The organism is Flavobacteriales bacterium (assembly GCA_016779995.1).
In the GTDB taxonomy this organism is placed as follows: domain Bacteria; phylum Bacteroidota; class Bacteroidia; order Flavobacteriales; family UBA7312; genus UBA8444.
In genome coordinates this window covers 34856-58064 of sequence record JADHMO010000003.1, presented here as the reverse complement: position 1 = coordinate 58064, position 23209 = coordinate 34856, and the positions used below count along the sequence as shown (strand labels likewise).

General features: G+C 33.6%; 20 protein-coding genes. All 20 read right to left on the bottom strand.

Features of this window, described 5'->3' with window-relative positions:
• Window positions 1-2 precede the first annotated feature (2 nt).
• Complete coding sequence (locus tag ISP71_03215) at window positions 3-539, bottom strand: DUF420 domain-containing protein (protein ID MBL6663093.1); 537 nt, start codon at window positions 537-539, stop codon at window positions 3-5.
• Complete coding sequence (locus tag ISP71_03210) at window positions 523-1209, bottom strand: SCO family protein (protein MBL6663092.1); 687 nt, start codon at window positions 1207-1209, stop codon at window positions 523-525. The genes ISP71_03215 and ISP71_03210 overlap by 17 nt, the downstream gene beginning before the upstream one ends.
• Window positions 1210-1212: 3 nt before the next feature.
• A complete protein-coding gene (locus ISP71_03205) occupies window positions 1213-1530 on the bottom strand; it encodes a cytochrome C oxidase subunit IV family protein (protein MBL6663091.1) in 318 nt (105 codons plus the stop codon).
• Window positions 1531-1554: 24 nt separating this feature from the next.
• Complete coding sequence (locus ISP71_03200; protein MBL6663090.1) at window positions 1555-2451, bottom strand: cytochrome c oxidase subunit 3; 897 nt, start codon at window positions 2449-2451, stop codon at window positions 1555-1557.
• Window positions 2452-2480: 29 nt separating this feature from the next.
• Window positions 2481-3047 carry a cytochrome c oxidase subunit 3 gene (locus ISP71_03195; protein ID MBL6663089.1) on the bottom strand — a complete coding sequence of 189 codons (567 nt, stop codon included), beginning with the start codon at window positions 3045-3047 and terminating at the stop codon, window positions 2481-2483.
• A complete protein-coding gene (gene cyoE / locus ISP71_03190; GenBank protein ID MBL6663088.1) occupies window positions 3044-3940 on the bottom strand; it encodes a protoheme IX farnesyltransferase in 897 nt (298 codons plus the stop codon). Before cyoE ends, ISP71_03195 begins: the two co-directional genes overlap by 4 nt.
• 93 nt (window positions 3941-4033) lie before the next feature.
• Window positions 4034-5614, bottom strand: a complete 1581-nt coding sequence (locus ISP71_03185) for a gliding motility protein RemB (GenBank protein ID MBL6663087.1) — start codon at window positions 5612-5614, stop codon at window positions 4034-4036.
• A 57-nt stretch (window positions 5615-5671) separates the two neighbouring features.
• Window positions 5672-6793, bottom strand: coding sequence for a glycosyltransferase family 4 protein (locus ISP71_03180; protein ID MBL6663086.1), 1122 nt, complete (start codon window positions 6791-6793; stop codon window positions 5672-5674).
• Window positions 6778-7626: a sulfotransferase domain-containing protein gene (locus tag ISP71_03175; GenBank protein MBL6663085.1), complete on the bottom strand. Its 849-nt coding sequence runs from the start codon at window positions 7624-7626 to the stop codon at window positions 6778-6780. Before ISP71_03175 ends, ISP71_03180 begins: the two co-directional genes overlap by 16 nt.
• 2 nt (window positions 7627-7628) lie before the next feature.
• Window positions 7629-8531, bottom strand: a complete 903-nt coding sequence (locus ISP71_03170) for a glycosyltransferase family 2 protein (protein ID MBL6663084.1) — start codon at window positions 8529-8531, stop codon at window positions 7629-7631.
• Window positions 8528-9661, bottom strand: a complete 1134-nt coding sequence (locus tag ISP71_03165; GenBank protein ID MBL6663083.1) for an NAD-dependent epimerase/dehydratase family protein — start codon at window positions 9659-9661, stop codon at window positions 8528-8530. Before ISP71_03165 ends, ISP71_03170 begins: the two co-directional genes overlap by 4 nt.
• Window positions 9646-10677 (bottom strand): hypothetical protein, encoded by a 1032-nt coding sequence (locus ISP71_03160; GenBank protein ID MBL6663082.1) that lies wholly within the window; start codon window positions 10675-10677, stop codon window positions 9646-9648. The genes ISP71_03165 and ISP71_03160 overlap by 16 nt, the downstream gene beginning before the upstream one ends.
• A 194-nt stretch (window positions 10678-10871) precedes the next feature.
• Entirely contained in the window at window positions 10872-11465 is a 594-nt protein-coding gene (locus ISP71_03155) for an acyltransferase (GenBank protein MBL6663081.1), read from the bottom strand.
• On the bottom strand, window positions 11449-12375 hold the full coding sequence (locus tag ISP71_03150; protein ID MBL6663080.1) for a sulfotransferase: 927 nt from the start codon (window positions 12373-12375) through the stop codon (window positions 11449-11451). Before ISP71_03150 ends, ISP71_03155 begins: the two co-directional genes overlap by 17 nt.
• A complete protein-coding gene (locus ISP71_03145; GenBank protein ID MBL6663079.1) occupies window positions 12375-13709 on the bottom strand; it encodes a flippase in 1335 nt (444 codons plus the stop codon). Before ISP71_03145 ends, ISP71_03150 begins: the two co-directional genes overlap by 1 nt.
• A 5-nt stretch (window positions 13710-13714) precedes the next feature.
• Window positions 13715-14464, bottom strand: a complete 750-nt coding sequence (gene deoC, locus ISP71_03140) for a deoxyribose-phosphate aldolase (protein ID MBL6663078.1) — start codon at window positions 14462-14464, stop codon at window positions 13715-13717.
• A 106-nt stretch (window positions 14465-14570) separates the two neighbouring features.
• Window positions 14571-15242, bottom strand: a complete 672-nt coding sequence (locus ISP71_03135; GenBank protein MBL6663077.1) for an energy transducer TonB — start codon at window positions 15240-15242, stop codon at window positions 14571-14573.
• Window positions 15243-15265: 23 nt separating this feature from the next.
• Window positions 15266-15643 (bottom strand): VanZ family protein, encoded by a 378-nt coding sequence (locus ISP71_03130; GenBank protein ID MBL6663076.1) that lies wholly within the window; start codon window positions 15641-15643, stop codon window positions 15266-15268.
• Entirely contained in the window at window positions 15644-16021 is a 378-nt protein-coding gene (gene gcvH, locus ISP71_03125) for a glycine cleavage system protein GcvH (protein ID MBL6663075.1), read from the bottom strand.
• A gap of 53 nt (window positions 16022-16074) precedes the next feature.
• Entirely contained in the window at window positions 16075-23163 is a 7089-nt protein-coding gene (gene sprA, locus ISP71_03120) for a cell surface protein SprA (protein ID MBL6663074.1), read from the bottom strand.
• Between the last annotated feature and the right edge of the window lie 46 nt (window positions 23164-23209).

Here is a 23209-nt window from a genome sequence, read left to right as displayed (position 1 = left end):
ATTTAAGCATAATATGGCATCATAAAAATATAGACAAGTACTCCAGTAATAGCCACATACATCCAAATAGGAAATGTCCATTTTACGATTTTTACATGCTTTTGGAATTCGCCAGTAACACCTCTATAAATAGCCAATAATGCCAAAGGAAGCACAGGAATGGAAAGTATAATGTGCGAAACAAGTATAAAGAAATAAGTCGGTCTTAACCAGCCTTCACCACCATAAGGCGTTGGTGCATTGGACAACTTTGAAATCACATAAGACACCAAAAATACTGCCGATAAGATAAATGCACTCATCATAGCAATACGGTGTAAGGCAATCTTTTTATTCTTAATCCAAACAAAACCTACCAACAATAAAACAGCAGTTGAGCCATTGAGTACAGCATGAAAAAATGGTAAGGAACGTAAATCAGCACCGCCGAAAGAAAGACGTAAATCGTCAGGCAAGAACATTAATCCTGCTACTGCCAAAGGAATAATAACCGATAAGGCTACTATCAATGGGATATAGAATTTATCGTTTTGATTCATTCTTATCTTTCTTTGCTAAATTATATTCTGCCATCAAAACCTTAATGTCATCTATCAAAAGTCCGACTTCGTAATCGTCAGTGCCATCGTAAACACCAATATTGTTACCATTATCGTCGTCTCTAGCTCGAATACGCCCTTCTTTATCTACTAATACAAAGTATTCAGAATGCAGAAAACCACCTTGGGCTGTGCTGTCTTCCATCACATTAACAAAATAAGAATTGGCAATGGAATAAATGTCTTCTCTATTTCCTGTAACAAAATTCCAATTGGACAAATCGGCTTCCATCTTGTTGGCATATTCTAAGAGTACCTCGGGCGTATCGTATTCTGGAAATACAGTATGTGACAGTATCATAAAATTAGGGTATTGCGCCATCTTTTGCTGTACTCTACGCATATTGTATGTCATTACAGGACATATGGTTGGGCAAGTTGTAAAAACAAAATTCGCTAAGTAAATATTACCTTCGTAATCGGACTGACTGATGGTGTCGTTAAACTGATTGACAAAGGCAAAGTCTGGAATACTGTGATAAGTAGAGTCGGTCTGTGGACCTACGTAAGGCAAATGCGTGAAGTTATGTTTGCCATAGGTCAAAAAAACATAAATGGCAGTAGGTAAAATCAGAATTAAAATTGCTAATAAACCTGTATACTTCTTCATTGGCTATAGTGTTCCAAAAATATAATGACCCTCTGTTAAAAGAATAAATATAAGATAAGGAATCAACACTACTGCTGGTAAAAGAATAGAAAGTTTTAAACCTTTTACTTCATGTCCTAAGTGCATAAACTCCATTACAATGTAAGCTGCCTTTATGATGGTAAGAATAATAAAAATAAGATTCAACAATGTTGTTCCTAGAAATGAATTATCAATAAGTACTGCAGGTTTAATGATACCTAAAATTACCTCAACTGCTGTAACAATTAATAGAATCCAAAATACTCTCCAAATCCACCAAGTTCCTGTTTGCTCTGACATAATATATCTGTTTAAATTGTTTGTTTATACTAAATAGAAGAAGGTAAATACGAATACCCATACCAAATCGACAAAGTGCCAATATAGACCTACTTTCTCAACCATTTCATAGTGTCCTCTCCTCTCGTATGTACCTTTAATTACATTAATAAAAATTACAATGAGTATCACTACACCACTGAATACGTGAAAACCGTGAAAACCTGTAATGAAGTAGAAGAAATTAGCGAATAATTGGTGTCCGTACTCATTTCTTACAAGGTTAGCACCTAGTACTACTTCGGCATTATTCAAATAAGCCATTGCTGCTTCTCCACTAACGACAGACTTATCAGCTAATCGTATGCCGTATTGACTATCTGCCATCAATGCTCCTTTGACATCATCGATAGTAATATTAACATCATCGGCATATGAATCTACGCCAACCAAGTCATAAATAGAATAAAAATGAGCATCGGCATCAACAACATGTACTATATCGTGGTTTGCTAATTCTATACCTCCTTTGTCTCCATGAATGAAGTGTCCCCACTCCCACGCTTGAGAACCTAGGAAGATAAAACCTCCAACAATGGTTAATCCAAGCCATAAAATCACTTTGCTCTTGTTGTTTTTATGACCTTCATTAACCGCAAGTACCATTGTTACAGAACTCATAATTAGAATGAATGTCATTAATGCAACAAACAACATAGGATATTCTCCTTTTAAAAATGGAAAATGAGTAAAGACTTCATCAGCTACAGGCCATACGTGAGCGTATTTGAAACGCATAAATCCGTAAGCACATAAGAATCCGGAGAAAGTAAGTGCATCTGAGACTAAGAAGAACCACATCATCAGTTTGCCATAACTTGCTTTGAAAGGAATATCTCCTCCTGTCCAAGCTTTGTTTTCATTTGTTGTAATGTCTGCCATTTTTTCTAGGTTTGAAAAGTTTTGCAATATTAGTGAATATATAGTAAAAATAGGAATAAATAAAGCCATAAAAAATCTAAAAAGTGCCAAAAGATAGCACACAGCTCTACCCCTAAAGAATTTTGACTAGAGTAAGCTCCAGTTTTAGCTTTGTAAGTCGTAATTAACAAGGCAATTATCCCACCTGCCAAGTGCAATAAGTGCAATAAAGTTAGGACATAAAGAAAAGAGCCCGAAGCATTACTGCCAGGTCCTGTAAAATAAACGCCTTCATTATACAAAGCACCCCAAGTAAGGTACTGCGAAAGGGCAAAGCCTAAACCTAATATTAAAGTCCATAGAAAGCCTTTGTTAGCCAAATCAAGATTATCTTTCTTGACGTTATTTTTCGCCCAATTCATCGTAAAGCTTGAAAGTATGATAAGAGCTGTGCTGATATAAAACCAAATCGGATAATCAAAAACTAACCAATTTCCTTCAGCTTTTCTGACCACTAAGGCACTTGTTAAACCAGCAAAAACCATGGACATACTTATCATAGAAATCCATAATAGTGGCTTGGCTGACTTCTTTTTTTGTTCTTCAAATGTTGTCATAATAGTTTATCGATAACGTAAATCAATTGTAATAAAGGAAGGTATATGAAGGAAGCAAACATGAGCTTCTTAGCATCTTCATCGGAGAGTGTTTTGAATAACATTACGGACTTTGTAAAAAACCATAAGCCTAAAATCACTGCCAATAAGCAGGCTAATAATGAAAGTTCTAATTCTCCAGAAAATCCAAAAATGGGTAATATGGATAGAGGAATTAAGAATAAGGTGTAAATCAATGTTTTGAAAGCGGTAGCTTTTCCTTTCTCACCGGGAAGCATTTTGAAACCTGCTTTGGTATAGTCTTCGTCTGAAACCCAAGCAATAGCCCAAAAATGAGGAAACTGCCAGATAAATTGTATAGCAAATAGGATGCCTGCTTCAATAGCAAAATCGTTGGTGACTGCTACCCAACCTAACATAAAAGGAATAGCACCAGGAAAAGCTCCTACAAAAACTGAAAAAGATGAAATCCGTTTTAAAGGGGTATAAGCTAACACATACAAGAGGACTGAAAGCGAACCAAAAAATCCAGAGTAAAAATTAATTGAAAATAAGAAAAACACGCCTACAAGTCCCATCGCTAATGACAAAATTAGTGCTTGATTGGTGGTCATTCTTTGTTTTGGCAAGGGCCTGTCTTCAGTTCGTTTCATCAGCTTATCCAAGTCTTTTTCTATAACTTGATTGAAACCATTCGATGATGCCACGACCAAAAAACCACCCAAAATAAGTGCTATCAAATCAAAGGACTGAAATATTCCTCCAGCAATAAAATAACCCGCAATGGCAGAAAATACCACACTCGTAGTCAATCTTATTTTTGAAAGTTGTAAAACGTCGTTTATAGACAATTTGTAAGTGTTTGATTTAGAATGTTTTGAGATAAAAATCATCAATTTTTATCTAGGGGATAAATTTACCACTTTTTATATTTTCATAGGCTTTATTTGCTAAATATTTAGCAAAATTTTAAATTTAGAATTAATCTAAAAATCGTAATAAAAATTCTGTAAATCGGTTTTGAAGGAAAAGAACAAATACTGATTGTCAGTGGTGGTAGTTCTATCACTTAACGACCTATTTGTAAGACCTAATTCTATCTTCATATTAGTTTTTGGATTGACAATGTAGCCAATTCTAAAATCTATGATTTGTAAATTAGAGGTGTTTCCTTGAGCAATATCATTGCCAAGCTCTTTATAATTCTCGTCATAAGGCATAAAAATATCACTACCATAATTTGTAGTATCTCCAGCAATTTCTCCGCCATGTTTAGCGTGTATCAATTTCAAATCCGCCGTCCATCTATCTTTTCTGTAACGAATTATACTTACATTTTCTAAAAAACTTGTTCCTAAAGGGTGAGCTAAAGGCTGTGCGTAATGAGCATAATTTTGTATGGGATTGAAATGAGAATACGTGAATGGTCGAGCAAAGTTAAGTTCTGATTGAAGAGATAAATTTTCAAAACCAAAGGCATCGAAATATTTCATGCCTAGTTGCCCTCCATACTTATTGCGCCATGCCCCATTTTGAGCTCTAAAATCACTTATTGCAAACTCATCAAGAACTACTTGACCATACAAATGAGAAGTAGATGTCAACTTGTACTTTAATGACAAACCTAGCAATGCGTTACCTTGTCTTGAATAGCCAATAGAGTACTCTACAGGTCTGTAAAAAACAATGGGGTTCATGTAGTTGATGTCAAAGACATTGCCTAAACTATCTTCACCCAACATTATGGACTCGAAAATGCCAATATTCAAACGTTCACCTATATTAGCACTCAAGTAGTGAATAGCACTAAATTTTGACTTGCTTATATCTGGCGCGTCTATGTCGAAATTGATATCTTGAAAATAAGAAAATAGATTGACGTACTTAAATTTCCATACATCCGTAGTTATTTTCAAATAAGGATAATTAAATGAATTATCGGAAAGCATCATAGAACGATACCCATCGCCAATAAAATGTTTGCCATGCCCTAACTGTACATCAAAAAAGCGATTAATATCATAATTGATGTAGCCATTAGCGTAATAAAAATCCATTAAACCCTCATTTATAAAGGGATAATACTTTATAATGCCCTGGCCAGGCAGAATATAATTATTACCTTTTACATAATTCTCTAAATAATCTGGAAGTACCATTTGATTTTCATAGAAAGATGAATAAAAAGATAACTTTTCACCAACCCTACCTTTCACCTCAATCCCTCTTGTATTGACATATCTTCTGTCATTATCTTCAGCTATCTCAAAATGAAAAAGAGGGTTAAGTACAAAACTATAATCTGCATGTTCAATACTTAGTAAATTGGAGTTAAGAAAATTATGAATGAATGACTTTTTTGAAACAATTGGCTTAAAAGAATTGTAAAATGTGGTGTCATCCGTAGAATATAAAAAAGGCTTAAATGAGGTGTGTTTTGAAACGCCTATGTCATGCATATCCTTTTCTAAATACGAATAATAAGAATGACTTAAAGGTGCATTGGTTTGCCCTATCACTATTAGTGAGAACTGAACCAATATAAAACTTAAAAAGTATTTCTTCATTTGTAATTTATTTAGTCAAAAGAGTTTCTCCAAAAACAAAGGTAAACAAAACAAACCTTAGAGAGTTTTTATTAGCTCAACATAGCCCTCAGCAATAGAATCCCAACAATAGTTTTCTTTCATATTACTAATTGCATTATGCGGTATTTCATTCAATAAATCCCTATTATTCATCAAAGCATTCAACTTGTTAGCCAAATCGTCTGCATTTCCTTTTTCAAAAAGCAAACCGTTTTTTCCATCTTCAATAACTTCTTCAAAAGAAGGTATTTGAGAAGCTACCACTGGCAAACCGTAAGACATTGACATCAATAAAACACCACTTTGAAAAATGAGTTCATAGGGCAAGGCTAAACAATCGGCCGCCTTAAAATATAATTCTCTTTTTTCTTCGCTGATGTAGTTAATATCTAAAACTAATCTACTTGACAAATCCAATTCATCGATGATGGATTGGTAGTAGTTAAAGTCATCTTTTCCTGAATGACCAGCAATAACAAGGTGTATTGAGGAATCAATATTAGGCATCGCTCTAAGCATTAGATCTAAACGTTTGTTAGGCTTTAAGCGACCAAAAAACAAAATGTATTGCCTTTGCTGTTCAAAATTCAATGTTTTTCTAGCCAACTTTCTACTTATTGAATTATCTGATAAGCCAACAAAAGCGCCGTGTTTTAAAACGCTTACTTTGGAATGCATCTTGGATTCAATCTGCGGCAGAAGATAATCTAAAGAAAAACTATTGTGAACGACAATTCTATCTGACCAACGGTTGTAAATTAAGTGATGATACCACTTGTTATCTTGATCTGTAAATGAAAAAACATCATGAGAAATGGTTATCGTTTTTAGCCCAAACAATTTGCTGATAGCATAAGTCAATATTGCCATATTGTGTGTAGAAAAAACGTGAATTATTACCATATTGATTTTGTTCCTTCTACAATCTCTACAAGACTTAAACATTCCCATGATAAAATTATACGTTTGGGAAAGTTTATTTTTAAAAAAAGTTCCGAAAACTGGCTTAGAAACGATAGTTTCGGATTGCACATCAAAATTGGAGTAGATGTAGGTATTAACACCTAATTTATCTAATGAAGTGCACAGAAATGTATCGTAATGATTCATTCCGCTTTTTATTCCTACCGGGTCAATAATAGCTATTTTATGTTCCATCTAGCTAAATCTATATTTAAGAGTTTTTCAAGCTGAAAAACATCGGACTTGTAATATGCTTTCAACTCTTGCTCTGTAGCCTTTGAAAGCATCGGCTTGGACTTAGCTGAAAAATACTTAGACCTAATTAATGTCAAAAAACGTTCAGGCATAAATGTCTTTACCCCTTTTCTTATAATGTTGAATTTATACAACTTAGAAATCAATGTGTTAGAAGGAGATAAAAAAGGATTTTTAATGCTAAAATCTATCTCCTGTTGTTCTATTTGTAAAAAACTAAAAACACTTTTCATCACTTTTTTAGTGTCAGTCTTGAAATCTTCGTAAAAAATAACCAAAAGCTGTTCTTTTCCAAAGATATCTTGATACCTTTTCAATTGCGAATAATAATTGCCTAACTCTAAGTATTGTTGAAAATATTGAGGATAGATTTGTGGATTAGCTATGATATCTTCTAATTTTTCTGAGCAAAAACCCAATCGACAATCCATCAAATAATGAGAGAATGCACGTTCAATAGGCTCTCTCAGCATAATGATAATTTTGGCTTCAGGGTTGTAATCATGAATACGCTTAGGCACATTTTCATAATACAAATAAGACACACTAGCTTCTCCTCTAATTCGTCTTTTTTCTTTGGAAAATAATTGGTGATAGTCCTTACTATCGTCAATACATTTGGAATTATAGAACAAAGACTCTACTTCTTTTGAGGAAAAAAAGTTAGGCTCTTTGACACTGCTCATGCTCACATCAGTATGCTGATTGAGATAATGATGCAAGGAGGTAGTTCCTGCTTTTGGTGCGCCTACAATGAATGTATTTACTTTCATTATTACATTTTAAATCCTTGAAAATAGGACGTTTGTATGAGGTAAAAGATACTCCATTTTTTTTCAAACCTAGGACTTATGAAAAAACGAATGGTCAAATAAAACCACAAATAAATTAAATTGACGTGCGCAATTAATGTTTTTTGTTTTCTTAAAAAATAGACGTGGTTTTTGCTATTCTGCTTTATAAAGAACTCTCCATATTTTTTTGGTTTCTCTTTATTTCTAGATTTCGTAAGACTACCTATTTTGTGCAAAAAATGAACGTCGTGCCTATACCTAGCTTCGTGTTTTCCATCTTGTAAAACTCGAAAGAAAAAGTCGGTATCATCAAAATATACAAAGTACTTCTCATCCATCAAACCAATATCTTCAAAAACAGATTGATGTATTAAGGCACAACATGTTGGGGCATATTCTATCTTATCGTCAACATTGTATTGGTTGTTATCAATCTCTCCCTGCCCACGATGAAAATTTAAAAATGCTTTTTTTCGGTTATAAAAGCCTCCAGCATACCAAATCATATTAGATGGAGAAAAATAATTCATCTTGGGGACTACTATTGATGAGCCGTAACTGTTGTAGGTCTCGACTAGTTTTGACAATAACTTATCTTCAAAAACTGTATCGTTGTTTAATAACAACACAAAATCGCAACCGTCTTTAAGTGCCAACTTGATACCTTGATTATTTCCTGCTGCAACACCTAAGTTATTGGTGTTCTTTAAAAGTACTTTAGATTTAAAACTCCAACTACCTACTTTTGAAAGTGTATCGTCAACAGAATTGTTATCGACAATGTAAATATTGAAATCTGAATAATCTTGTTGCTCAATAGAAGTGAAAAAATCGTCTAATACAGAAGAACTATTAAAAGTGACTGTTACAATACCTATTTTCATTTCATTAGCCCTTTATCTTTCATTTCATTTATAGACTGTTCATAATTATCAGAATTGACTTCTTGCTTTTTAACCCAATCTACAAATTGTTTTAGTCCATCTTCAAATGACACTTTTGGACTGAAACCTAAGAGTTTTTTTATTTTACTAATATCAGCTTTATTGTGTCGAATATCGCCAAGCCTATAATTTCCTGAAACGTTTATATCTACATCAGATTGATATAGTTTTTTTAGACTATCTGCAACCGTTTTTACCGTAGTCGAAACTCCTGAACCCACATTTAATGAACACGACTTAAGTTTATTGTCTTGTATAGCTAAAACAGTCGCACTGACAACATCGTCTATAAATACGAAGTCACGACTTTCCTTGCCGTCTTCAAAAATATTTATGGGGTTATTATTTAATATGCGAGTAGAAAAAATGGATAAAATTCCAGTATATGGATTACTAAGGGATTGTCCCGGTCCATAGACATTTTGATACCTCAAAGCAATAGCGGAAATACCTAAACTCTTACAAGCCACAAGAATCATTTGTTCTTGGTCACTTTTAGTAATTCCATATATAGAAGACGGATGAATCTTAGAGTCTTCATCAGTTGCTAACATACTCAAAGGTTGTTTGCAAATGCTACATAATGGCTCAAATTGCCCGTTTGACATTTGGGCGTCTTCTCGTTCATTAGGATATCCCTCGCCATGTAAATCACAATGGTATTTCCCTTCACCATATATTGCACGTGATGAGGCAACTACTACTTTCTTAACAGTATGTTTCTCATTGGCTAATACATCTAACATTAGGGCTGTCCCACCACAATTCACTTGAACATATTTTTCAATTTGATACATGGACTGACCTGTACCGGTTTCTGCTGCCAAGTGTACAATAATAGTAGTGTTTACAATAGCGTTTTGCCAATCTTTTCTATTTCTTACATCTCCGTTTATAAAAGTAACTTTACCTTTTATAGACTGATATAACTGAGAATTTTCTTTGGAATTGGTATGTATCTGGGGCGAAAGGTTATCTAACACACTTACATTGTGCCCAAGACTAACAAGCTTCAACGCTAAATTAGAGCCAATAAATCCTGCTCCTCCAGAAATTAATATATTTTCCATCTAAACTTGTTAATTATATAAATACCTCCTGACATTACAAAAGTAAGGAAAAAAGGTCTTAGCAAAATAGGCTCTGTCATTAATGAAATTATCACGAAAATGAAAAACCATTTACGCTTTTCAGGAACAAAATCCTGCAAGTATAACATCACTATAAGAATCAAGGTAAATGGCACCCCTGCAGCAGCCAAGAAAAACATTATAGAGTTAGTCGAACCCTTGTCATTTACATTTGAAAAATCAATAGCTTCTAGATTTAATGAAAATTTAGTTTTTTGACGAAGTTGAACAAATTGTTCATCGTCCAAACCAACGCCAGTAATGGGATTTTCAGCAACAATATATAAGGGCTGAACTAAATCAAAAAATCGAGCTTGAAAAGAAAACTGTCCTTTGCCATGAAGCTTGTCAGAAATATTAATAGATGTAATGAAATACACCAATAAAGTCATAAATACTGCTATGGGCAAGAACAAAATATTTTTTCTAATCTCAGAACTAAATGACAATAGAAGTTGGATAAACAATACAACTAATCCAGTAGTTGAAAAGGTTGTAAAAATAGCTAGGATAGTCAACCAAAATATTATTCCTCTTTTCTTTTTAATAAAAGAGAGGATAAAAAGTAATAGGTTAAGAAAAATCTGAAGGACGCCAGGTTCCCAAAAAATACCTTGATTTCTAACGAGCTCAATTCCCAATACAGAAAATGAGTGCGTATACTTAAGATAAAAGAAAATGTTTAGAAAAGTAACGCATTCATAACGGCTATTACTAATATCATTTAAAAAAGGTTTTACAAAAGGGAAAATAAAAAAGCTTATCAGGGCGTGAATTAAAATTATTTTTAAAACCAAGTAAAGATGAGGAATGAACAGTTTTTTATTTTCTTCTCTATTATAATACATAGCTGAAAAAATAGAGGTAGTAAAAATGACAATATTGGCCAATAACTTTTGTGTTGATTGAGGCGATGATGCAACTATGTAGTTGATAGTGAGTAAGGACAAAAACAATACCAAAAGCTGCAAAAAAATTAGCAGTTCTCTTTTGTAAAGATTCTTAACAACAAAAAGAGATGAGAATAGAAAAAAGACAAAATATAGCATCTCCTTTCTAAAAAATATGAAAAGCATACTACCTGCTGTTAGTACCAAAAAAAGCATAGGAAACCAAGAAAATTTGAGATGTTTTGACGTTAGTTTCATGATTAATCTTTGATCCTTTCCCAACTTTGTTTAGTGTGGTTGTAAGTCTTGATTATTCGAGCAGGTGAACCTACTACCATACAATAGTCTGGCACATCATGAATAACCAAAGAATTTGCTCCTACAATACACTGTTTACCTATCTTAGATGAGATGACACAAACATTTTCTCCTAGCCATGTGCCATCACCAATTTCTACTTCAGCCTTAAAGCCCACTCCTTGGTCTTTATAAGGCAAATCAACCCTATTAAAACGATGAAAATTATCAGCTATATATACATTATCACCCATCAATACATTCTTGCCAATTCGTATACTTTTAACAGAAACGATATGAGCATTTCTTCCAATATAGGTACTTTCATCAATAGAAAGTTTAGTGTCTTTAGATGTTGAGTCGGAATAGTTTAATGCCAAAAACCAAGCGTTAGGTTTAATAAAAACATCTTTTTTGATAGCAATATATCTTGCCCCTTCAACAGAAAATGGCATAGATAGTGTTGATTTTGATGCTAACTCCTTAAACGAAAAACGATAAAGAAAAGTAAAAACCTTATCCCTTACTCTGCGATATATATTATGAATTTGTTCCATTATTTAACCAGCCTATGTTATGCTCGGGCAATATTTTTTTTAGCTGAGCAATATCTTCTACAAAATAGGATTCTAATTTGGATTTTAAAGATTCATCTAAAGAAATTTTTGACTTAGATAAATTTTTACGCATTATCAACTCTCTAATCAACTTAGTTTTTTGTTCTCCAATAGTGTTGTGAAGTATTTTTTTTATAAAACTAAACTTAGAAGATGATTGAAGAATTGTGTTTAATTTTTTACTCTTTGGTGCACCCGTGCTTTTTTTATTTATCATAAAATGGGATACTTTAAAGCTATTATCAACTCCTAAAAAATCGAAAATATCGACTAATGATTTGTCAATATCGTTTACAAAATCTTCAAAAAAAACAACTTTTACTTCCTTAAAAGCATCTTTATAAGCTTTTACCGAATCAGCATATGTGCTTAAGCCTTTATAGTGCCAAAAGGAATTAAAGCCTTTTGAAATTCGCTCTGACTCTTGCTCAAGTGCATGCTTAAAATCCAAGTTTTCAAAAGTTGAATAATTATGAGAATAATTTGAAAATGCTCTCTCAATAGGATTTCTTAAAAGAATTAAAATTTTTGGTGACTGACCATCTTTCAGTTGTTTTATTTTAGGAATTACTTCATGATGATGGTATAAATATTGTGTGCTAGCGTCACAAATTATTTTTTCACTTTTATTGGCATAAAGATTGGTGTAAGCAAGTTCATCAAGTACTGAACTTCTCAATAAATAAGGTTTGATTGGGTCTGCCTCAGAAATGTTTTGAATACTATCCTTTATAAAAAATCGTGGCTCTTTATCAGGTATAGCAATATCTGGATGTTGACTAAGATAATGATACAAAGAAGTTGTGCCAGCCTTGGGTGCTCCTACGATATATAAGTTAGGATAATTCATTATCTAATACCTGGGAAATAAATTGAATAAAATCCAAAGTTTTTCTTGATGTAAACTATCATAAGAACATTCCATATCACTCCACTAATAGCACTAGCAAAAGCCGCTCCATCAATACCATATTTTGGAATTAAAATATAGTTTAAACCAATATTTATAATAGCTGTAAGGATAAGTATATTCTGAAACACATTTTGTTTGCCAACCATTTGCAAGAATGTACCTACCGAGCCAGAAATTGCACTGAACATTTTACTTATTGATAAGATAATTAACGCCATAGCTGCTAACTTAAATTCTTCTCCAAATACGCTTAATATAGATTTAGGAAAGCATAAAAATAATATTATTACTGGAACAGTAACCCAAAATATGGTTTTAGTTGATTGTTGTACTATTTTTTTAAGCGCATCAATATCTCCTGAAGAATGAATTTCTGAAAATTTGGGTGCAGCAATACTATTAACCGCCATAAGCCCCATATATGCTAACATCGATAACTTTAAGGCTATGTTATAAATTCCAACTTGGTCTGAGGAAGTCATATTTGCTAACATAAACAAATCTACTTTCCCCATTATAAGCATCATTGATTGCCCCAATAACAATGGTATAGACACCTTAAATAGTGCTTTTGTAGTGAGTTCTGTCTCACTATTAATGACCTTAGAATTTTCAAGTCTTGTTTTATGATAGAACCATAAAAAATAAGAAGAAAATGTCATTATAAAAACACTCAATACATAGGCGTAAATAGGAAGTTTTTCAGAAGAAGTATACGACACCAATACCACCATAATAATGAAAGTGAATAGGGTTATCGCAACATTATTCAAAAAAGAAAAAGAAAGCATTTTCTTCAACCCTCGAATGGCTTGAACATTCATATGAAACAATACTAATGGAATGAAAGAAAAGGATACGATTAAAAGGTACTCCTCTTCAAGATTCATAAAATCAGCGATATAGGATGAAAAAAACAATAACAGTAAGGTGAAAATAATAGCAGCTAAAGTGACAATAGCTATCGATTTAAAAAAAAGTTTATTGATTAATTGAGAGGCTCCATTGTGCACATATCTAGAGATATATCGAACTAAAGCGGTGTCTATTCCTAACCTTGAAATGATACTTAAAATTTCAACTATTAATAAGGCGGTTACATACTGACCAAATACAAAAGCTCCAAATTTGTTAGTAATGAAAATAGCAAGAACATAGCCAACTAGTAAGCCTACAATTTTCAAGATAAAAGTGCTAGATGCTCCTTTAATAAGCTCAACAAAATGAACATCTCTTGAGTACTTAGATAGATATGATTTTATTTTATTCAAAAATTCTAATAGTTTGAATCGGATTGTTTGCCAAGTAAAATAGAAAGCGCAGACGATGTTCCAATGCGTTTTACACCTAAGTCAACCATCGTCTTAAAGTCTTCAATATTTCGGATTCCTCCAGATGCTTTTACTGGCAAAGGTGAGGAATTATCTAACATTAGTTTTATCGCTGACACAGTTGCACCATTTGGCGCTGAGTCAGGACTAACATAAAATCCTGTTGATGATTTTACAAAAACATGATGAGCTTTATTTTGACCGAAATTATCTATGACAACATTTCTAATGAGCTGACATATATCTATTATTTCATTATCACTTAATGCCGCTGATTCTATTATCCATTTTATAGTCTTATTATTGGACAAACACAGAGCAGTACATTCTTTAACTTGATTGACAATATAATCGTAATCCCCTTTTTTGAAAAGCTCATAGTTAATAACAACATCAATATCGTCTGCACCTAACTTGATAGCTTTACTAATCTCATCTAATTTGCTTTCTGTCGATGAATTTCCATTAGGAAAATCAATAACCGTTCCAACTAAAACATTGCTAGCGTTGTCGGCTATTATTTCTTTTGCAAAAGCAATATGGTTTGAACGAATCATCACCAATTTGAAACCATACTCAACAGCCTCTAAGACAAAAGATTTAACAACTTGTTTTTCTTCTTTGTCACTGAGACCTGATTGTTCTTTTGTTTTGAGATATGTGGAATCAAAAAAACTAGTGATGTTAAAGTTCATGTTGTGTCTTGTTTGGGTCAGTAAAAATAACGATTTAAAACTAGAAAATCCACTACTAAAAAAGGCCCTCCAAATGGAGAGCCTTTTTAATAAAAAGTAAAAATTTTTAATTCAATTTAAAGCTTATTGGCACGTTGTATTGCACCTTTACAGGCTTACCTCTTTGTTTGCCAGGCTTGAATTTTGGCAAACTTGAAACTACTCGAACCGCTTCGGCATCTAAATATTTATCTACTCCACGTAAAATCTTAACATTAGTAACTTTTCCTGTTTTATCTACAACAAAACTCACAAAAACTCTACCAGTAATATTATTCTCTTTAGCGATTGGTGGATACTTTGTTTTTGTAGCGATAAACTGCATTATCTTTGTTTGGGTACAAGTTTCATCAGTACACCCTTCAAAGCGAGGCATATCTTCAACAACCATGAAAATTTCATCAGTTGTCTCTTCTTCCTCTTCTATTACTTCGAGGTCTTCATCAGATTCTGTATCTTCTATTTCTACCTCTTCAATTTCCTCGTCATCTTCAACAATAACGATTTCATCTGGTGGTGGTGGAGGTGGTGGAGGTGGCTTTTTCTCTCTAAATGTATTTTCTATCTCTTCCTCAAACTCTGCATCTAATACTAAATCACCTAATGAAGCAACAACTTTTTCATACGTTCTGTATTCAAAAGCGCCTAAAACGATTAAAAGAGACATTGCTAAGCCGATTTGCATAAACAAACCTCTTTTTTTCTCTAAATCTACTTTGGGGTTTTTTTTTGGTTCCATAAAATTGGGTTACTTGAGCAAATTTAATCTTTTTTAGCTGAATTCATTGATACGGGAAAGGGAAATTTCTTAAAAATCCAAACACCTAAAAATACGCCTATGGTGTCTGCTAACCAATCTAAGATATCAGCACTCCTTTCAACAAAAACAAGACCTTGAAGCACTTCTAACAATAAGCCGTATGCAATAAATGATATTACTATGTAACGTAAAAATTGACTTTTTTGTTGTTCATTCAAAGCTATAGCAAACAAATATACCCCAAGCATGAATATGAAAGCATGTATTAATTTATCTAATTGAAAAAAGTCAGAAAAAGAAACCTCTGGAAAGTCAGAGCCTGGAATAGCATGTAAAATTGCTATAACAACAACCCACACTATTGCAATAGTGTAGCGCATTTAGCTGATTAACTCTTTATATTGATCAGCTGATAACAAATTCTCTATTTCTGAGACATCAGATATTTTAACACGAATCATCCAACCTTCTCCATACGGGTCAGAGTTAACAACTTCAGGAGTGTCTTCTAATTCAGAATTAAAAGAAAGAACTTCTCCGCTCAAAGGCATAAAAAGATCTGAAACTGTTTTGACCGCTTCAACAGAACCGAATATTTCCTCGCTTTCAATGCTTTCACCTTCTGTTTCTACCTCAACAAAGACGATATCTCCTAATTCACTTTGAGCAAAATCAGTAATCCCAATAACTGCTTCATCGCCTTCAATTCTTACCCATTCGTGATCTTTCGTGTATTTTAATTCTGCTGGAATATTCATTTGAGTTATATTTTTTATTGCTACAAAAGTACAACTTAAAGTTTAAAATATAGCTATTGAGCTAAGGTGAATCTTACACTAAATCCACCATTTGTAATAGCTGAAGGAAAAGTATTTGAAACATAAGGGTTTGTCATCACTTTATCATAGAATAAACGTAGATTAAATCGGCTACTAACAACATAGTCGGCAGTAAACTTCAACGTAATTACACTATTACCACCCGTTATTTCTTCTTGGTTTTCTTCTATTTTTCTAATTACAACCTTATTACTTCTAAGTGAGAAATCTAATTTTAAATCTAAATCTGAGCTTATTTTTCTTTGTCTGCCTGCTGCTCTTACGTTAAAGGCTAACTCTTTAATTCTATACCCTGTTCCTATTATCCATTCATCAGAAGAACGGTCTGTGAGTTGATTATTGCTCAAGCCCAAACTTAAAGTTCTTTCTTTCTTTATTTCTAGACGCGCTGTCATACTATTTTTGAAAGTCATATCTATCTTAAACAGGGGATTCAGACTTTCTCGTAATGTTACTTGATTAATTTCGTACTTATCGTAATAGTTTAAGGTAGCCTCGTTAATCGCATTGGGCCATTCATCAAAACCCTCTTCATAGTCTAGACTAGTCACATAGTTACCTACACTATAAGTAGATTGATAGGAATGACTTAAAACTATGTTATTCATTCGTTTTTTTATCCACTTAAGATTACGTAAACCATCAAAATTAATTCGCCAATTTGGCAAAGGGATATTTGGGAAATTATTAAGACCTACCGAAGAAGCATTTTTTCCTGAATAAGCTGCTAAAAAGGCGGGTATCAACACCTCTTGAGAAGTACTTTGATATCCTAATGGATATCCAGTACTATCAACAATGCTGTTGTCGTATGGATTTGACTCAGCAAGTCTGTTAGCAATTATTTCTCTATTTTGTCTAAACTGCTGAAAGGTAGCATTTGAATAATTGTCATCGTCTTTTATAAAAGCAGAGTTCCAACTAATAAACGAGATGCTGTGACTACCATTTTCGATACTATTAAATGAATCGTAGTCGCCTAAGTCCGAATCAAATCTATAGATTTCTTGAACATTATTCGTTTTTGTTCTATTAGCAGTTAGCTCTATTCTAAATCCTTTAAAAGGCTCAAGAGTTCCTCTAAGGTTAAGAGTTTCGCTATTGGTCAGTTTAAAAAATTGATTCAAATTAGTATTGGAAGTGAGCCAACCGCCTTGTGAACTTAGCTCTCTAATGTCAATATTTTGACTTCCCAAAGCAAAAGGTATTCCTGGAGCCATAGCATCCCAATCTTGACCGAAGAAATGAGGCTTTTTATTAAAGCCTGGTAATACAACGCCCTGATTTTGTCGATAAGAAATCGATAAGTTTTTGACTAATAAAGTTGTTCTTAAAAGTGTATTTGCAATCTCTTTAAAAGAAACTTTTACGGTATCGGGGGCTTCATTGGGCAATCGAATCGTTTCTCTGCTTGAACCTCTACCTCTTACACCTACACTAGGGCCAGTTTGATTTAACTTTTTAAGGAAAGGTACTTTATTATATAGCTGACCAAAATTAAATGTTGAGTTAATTTGTTTGTTATTACTATTTTGAATGGTATTACCCAAACTTTGTAAACTTAATGGTGCTGCTAACCAATCGTAATTGGCTACATATTTAGTGTTCAGATTTATCCAAGAAGTTAGGGGGAACTTATTCAAAGGAACATTATAACTCGCATTTAATGAATGATGATACAAAGTCGGTCTTCCAAAATTTAGAATATTATTCCATACTGAGTCTTTCTTTTCTTGAAAATATGGATCTGTTTTTACTAGCTCACCATCGGGCTCGTCAATACTAGCCGAATTATTTACCTTAAATTCTGTTTTTAGTGTACGTGTCAAATCGTACTTAATGCTATAATTTCTATTCCAAACAAATGCCTTGTTGTAGTATGGCGGTAAAGTGAAATCAGGATTGTTGATGTTTCTAAATTGTGTTTTATTATAGTATCTATCCAAATCTGTTTGAAATGATATTGATTTTGGTAAGGTGTAAAAGTTAAAGTCTTTCAATAATGCAAAATACTTGTTCTTAAATAACTTTACTTTTTGAAATGGCTTTATGTTTTTGGGCTTTGAAGAATAAGTATAATTTAGAGAAGCTTTCGTACTAACTGTTGTTCTTTCTTTAAGATTAACATTTCTAGAAAAAGTTTCATTTCTCGAATAGGTTGCTGACAGGTTTTCTATATCATAAATCTTAGCATTATTACCCGAGGAAGAAGATTTGTTTTTTCTAACATTAGTAAAGTTAATTGACTTTCTTTTTGTTAAGTCTTGTGCTATCTCTTTCAGTTCTTCTTTCTCTTCATTGGATTGTAATTCATCTAAAGATGCCTTTAAAGTGATGTCTGGATCTAATGGGTTGTACTGTGGGTTTTGAATAGCTTCAGAAACGCCAACATACATAGGTATTTTAATAGCTGCTTTTTCTCCGAAGAAATTTCCTAAGGCAAAAGTTGATGAAAAATCGTATTGGTATGCATCGTACTTTTGTCTGGCTGTAAGACTTTGATCAATAGAACCAAAACCGATAGTACTCATACTTCCAGTAAGATTAATATTAGCAAAATCAGCCAACCTAGCATTTATACGACCATTGGCGGCATATCCACCTCGTTCGTCAAAGTCCGTTAGACGCAATTCGTTTAACCAAATCTCTCCACATTTGGAAGAGCCATCATCATTGACAGTGGAAGTAAAACTCCCTTTTCTTGGATTTCTTACTCCCAACATAATGGTTTTTACCATACTAATATTAGGGTTACCAACAATAGTTATTTGTTTGTCTGTTCCTGAAAAAGGATCAGTGCTACTGGTGTGTATTCCGTCCCTTATGGCTTTGTTTCTTTCTTGCTTGGCATCGAGCAGTTGTTCGAATGTAATATTTAACTCATTCTCTACTGGCCATATAAGTTGATCATCAAGTCTAGAAACACCCCATGGAGTAACCTTGAGTGGAATTTCATACTCATAATAATTGTCGTTAAAGTCTGTACCTAATCGAACAAATAGTGATAAGTCACCGTCTTGAAGAGCTGACTCTATTTCACCAGATGCTTCTGCGTGCACGTACATTTTTAGTCGCTTGTATGTTCTAAAGTCGTTGTTGAAGGTTTTATACGCAGCTCTAGAATCTCCATCTTCCAAATCACATACTTTAAGGACTAAAGATTGTTCGTTTTGCCTTCTAACATAGGTCGTAGTGTTATCAAGTTCTTGCTCTATACCAGGAGGCAAGACATAAGGCACAGGAATTTTTTCAGCATTCTCTTCTATGTTTACTACAGAAACATCAAATGAAGTATTACTAGCATTATCATTTGGAACATATTCTCCTTCTGTTTTTAGACTAAAATTATAACGTCTCCATTCGCCACGAACGAGCTCTAATGTTGCAAAACGCATTACGATAGGTTGGTCAAAGTCTTTGAGTAGCATACGAATAAATCGTATGGATTTAAAGTCACGAATAGAACCTACTGTTTTGTCAGGCTGTTGGACTGGGATTTTAAACTGATACCACTTTATTGTTCTATCCCCAGTTGGTGTTTTAGCCTCCGTTTCTTGTATATCGGTAATGTAACTATCGCCAATTTGCATACCAGGGAATAGGGGGATATTGTAGTGGTAATAACTCTCTGATTCGTTGAGTGTATTGTCAAAATTTATATCCTCTGTGTTTGGAATAGTAGTAGCCATAGTTGGTGTAGGGTCTGGAATTGCTGAATTACCATCTATTCCAGAAAAATACTCATAACGCTTTAAAATAGAAGCACTTTCATTGTCCAAATCATTACCTAAAAAATAAGTGTAGTTGTCAGAAGAAGGGTCTGTCGATGCTAAGGAATAAGCATTACTATTGACTCCATAAATGGATTCTATTTTTTGAACATAAGCCGTATCAAAAAATGTACGCTCATCAACATCCCTAAGGCCATCAAGCCCCACATCTTGATATTGACGTGACTCTGCATTTACATCAAAGGAGTTTGTTAAAGCAAAAGTAGTAGGCATACGCCCCCATACACTACTTTCATCGTCAACATTTTCTACAACATCTGAAGAAGGCAATCCATTTTCAAAACTCTTAAACCCATCTTTTAAAACGTCTTCTGAAACATTACCCAAATTCATAATCAAGTTACCACCACTTTGGTTTTCAGAATCGTCATTAAAAGGGTCCATTATCCAAAACTCAACAAACTCAATATTTTGCAATTCGAAGTCTGTTGTTTCTAGCTTACGCATAATTCCAGCCCACCTATTTTCGGGGTTTAGTAATAATCCTGAGGTGGTAATATTTTCAGTGTCAAAATTATAAGGTCCTCTTTTAGATGGATTATAGGAAAGGTTAAAAACTGGCAAATTAGATACTTGAGTAGCATACTGGGGGTCACGATTGGGGAATACTTCCTTTTCAAGTACTTCTCTTACATTGTGGTTTGATAGTTGTACCTCATCGTCAGCTATATGTCTTGGGGTATTATTGGTATTTCTGTAAAATACTGGGTCAATATTATACCAAGATAATAATGCTCTATTTGCTCCTGAGTTTAAGTTTCCAAGTCTAGGACTTTGATTAGGTAATGCAGACTCAGGGAATAAATCAGGGTCGTTGGGCAAACTAGCTAAAAACCAAGCCCCAGGATTTTTTATATCTATTCCTGTGCTACTAGCTTCAAAGTCATCAATATAGGCTGTTCCATTTTCACCAATCGCTCTTTGATGACCGGGTATGAGATGAGCAAACTCACCTTGAGCAGTAAGCATAGACTTTTCTTTGGTTTCTAATAGTGGTAAAAAATCTACAATTTTGGTCAATAAGTTAGATTCTCGTCTATATGTACCATCTAAGCCCCATATGGTATTTGAGATAGGCTCGTCGCCAGAATTCACCTTTTTGGTATAGGGTTTTTCGGTCAGGTTTAGAATAGTACCCCCAAGCATAAAGTCATCAGAAATACGATAATCTACATGAGTACCTACTAGTGTTTTTTGTTGTAAGCCAAAGGTGTTACTTTCAACAGAAATTCTAATGGGAGTTCCTGACATCAATATACCGTCATTGATGATATTAACTTTTCCCATAGAATAATTGACGGTAAAGTCTTGTCCTTCTTCAAGTCGCAAACCCCCAGCCGTTACTACTACTGAGCCTGGTTCTATGGAAAAAACTCCCAGATAAATTTCAGCTCCCGACTCAGATTGATAACTTCCCTTTATTCTGAATTTGTTGTATTCTGGAAATTGCTGAGCAATGGTTAAAGTAGAATCGTAAAGGACATCATAAACGTAATTGTTTGCAATGTCATTGTTGCTAAATTTATCTCTTAAATCTTCACCAAAAGGTTCTCTTACTGGAAAAATAATTTTACCATTTGAGGTAATGATTGTAATGCCAGGTAAGAAATCAAAAATACCATCGGCCTTGCGCTCCTGCTGAGCATTTAATTGATCCAATCGTAAAAGATTGATTATGGGTTTATTTGTTAGATTTTCTTCAGGAATATAGTTCGTAATTGTACCATTATCCCTAGTATTTTCAAAAACTACATCTAAATAAAATTCTGTAGGGCTAACGTTGTATGCACCTAAAGAATATATGTTTTTCATCATCAAGTCCCAGTTAGGCAGTTGTGGAGAAAAACTCAAATTTTTCAATAGTTTAACAAATAATGAGCTTGGTGCTGACGGTCCATTTGAGCTAAACTCACCCACTTGATAAAGTTCATTTCCTATGGTATATTGAAAAGCTACAGCTAAAACCTCATCAGGCCCAATGATGTTGTTTAATGATATATAACCCAATTGGGGATGAAATGTATATTCAGTCGGTGACAATAATCTTGCTCTTTCTAACTTTTCATAATCTTGCGAACCTAAAAAGTCAGGATAAGAAGCTGTACCAAATATGCTATTCACTTGATTTATATTTCTCAACGCCTCACCTTCAGAGAGCATCTGTTGATAAAGAGTATTGTTATCATTGTCGGGATAGGAAAAGTCAGCATTATCAGAAAATAAAACCGTGTTATACATATCGGACTGAGACTCTCCTAAGTCCAAAAAGGCTAAAATATTTCTAGTGTCTTCTACAGTTCCTGTTTTGTTGGTTACCCAAACCTCAATTTTTGTAATATTTACTGGCGAATTGATAAAAGGTAGTTGTGACATAGCCTCATTATACCTTGACTTAAAGTAATGAGATAGAAAAAAGTGTTTGTTGGTTTCGTATTGATCGGCATAGATATCAAACTCTGTGGTTTGTGCACCCCCTTCAACATCAATTACTTTAGAATTACTTTTTTGTTGAGAAAAAATAGTAGTTACTGTTGCTCTACCAAATTGCAGTTGTGTTTTTAAACCTAATAAACTTTGACTTCCAGAGATTAAAGTACCGTTGAGAGGTAAGCCTACATTTCCAATTTCGATTTTCTTTATTATTTCATCTTCTTCACCTTCGTATTCCAGCTTAATCTTGTTGTCAAAATCAAAAATTGCTTCAGTATTATAATTGGTATTTAGTTGGAGTTTGTCGCCAATTTTACCGATGACATTCATTTGTATTTTTTGTTTGAAGTCAAAGCTGGTGTTGCTTTGTTTATCTATTGGCAGAGCATTATTTTCGGTCTTGTTGTGCTTAATAGAAAATATCAGTTCTGCTGAGCCCTGGGGTCTAATATCTACCGTACTATTTCCAAATATTTTATCAAAAATTTCTCCTCCTATGTCTATACTCAAAGGGCCTTTATTGGTGTTATCTCCACTAAGCGAGGGGTTTGAAGTTTTTTCTTTCCAATAGTCTGATATAGATTGTCTAGAATTGTAATTATCGTATTCTTCGGCACTCAGAAATGTAGGGTTTGAAAGTCTAAAACCATTTATTTTTTGCTCTACACTATACAGTTTTGACTCAGGGTCGTACTCTAATTGAGGCTGCAGGTTAGAGGGAGGGTTTAGGTAAAAACCGCTATTTGGATTATCTAGTGGATTATCCCAAGGATTATTTTCTGGTATCTGATAAATTAGGCTATCATTAGTGGACTGAGAATATGAAAATTTACTCAGCACTAAAAACAAGAAAAAGCACCAAAGTGCTTGTTTATGTATTGCCTTA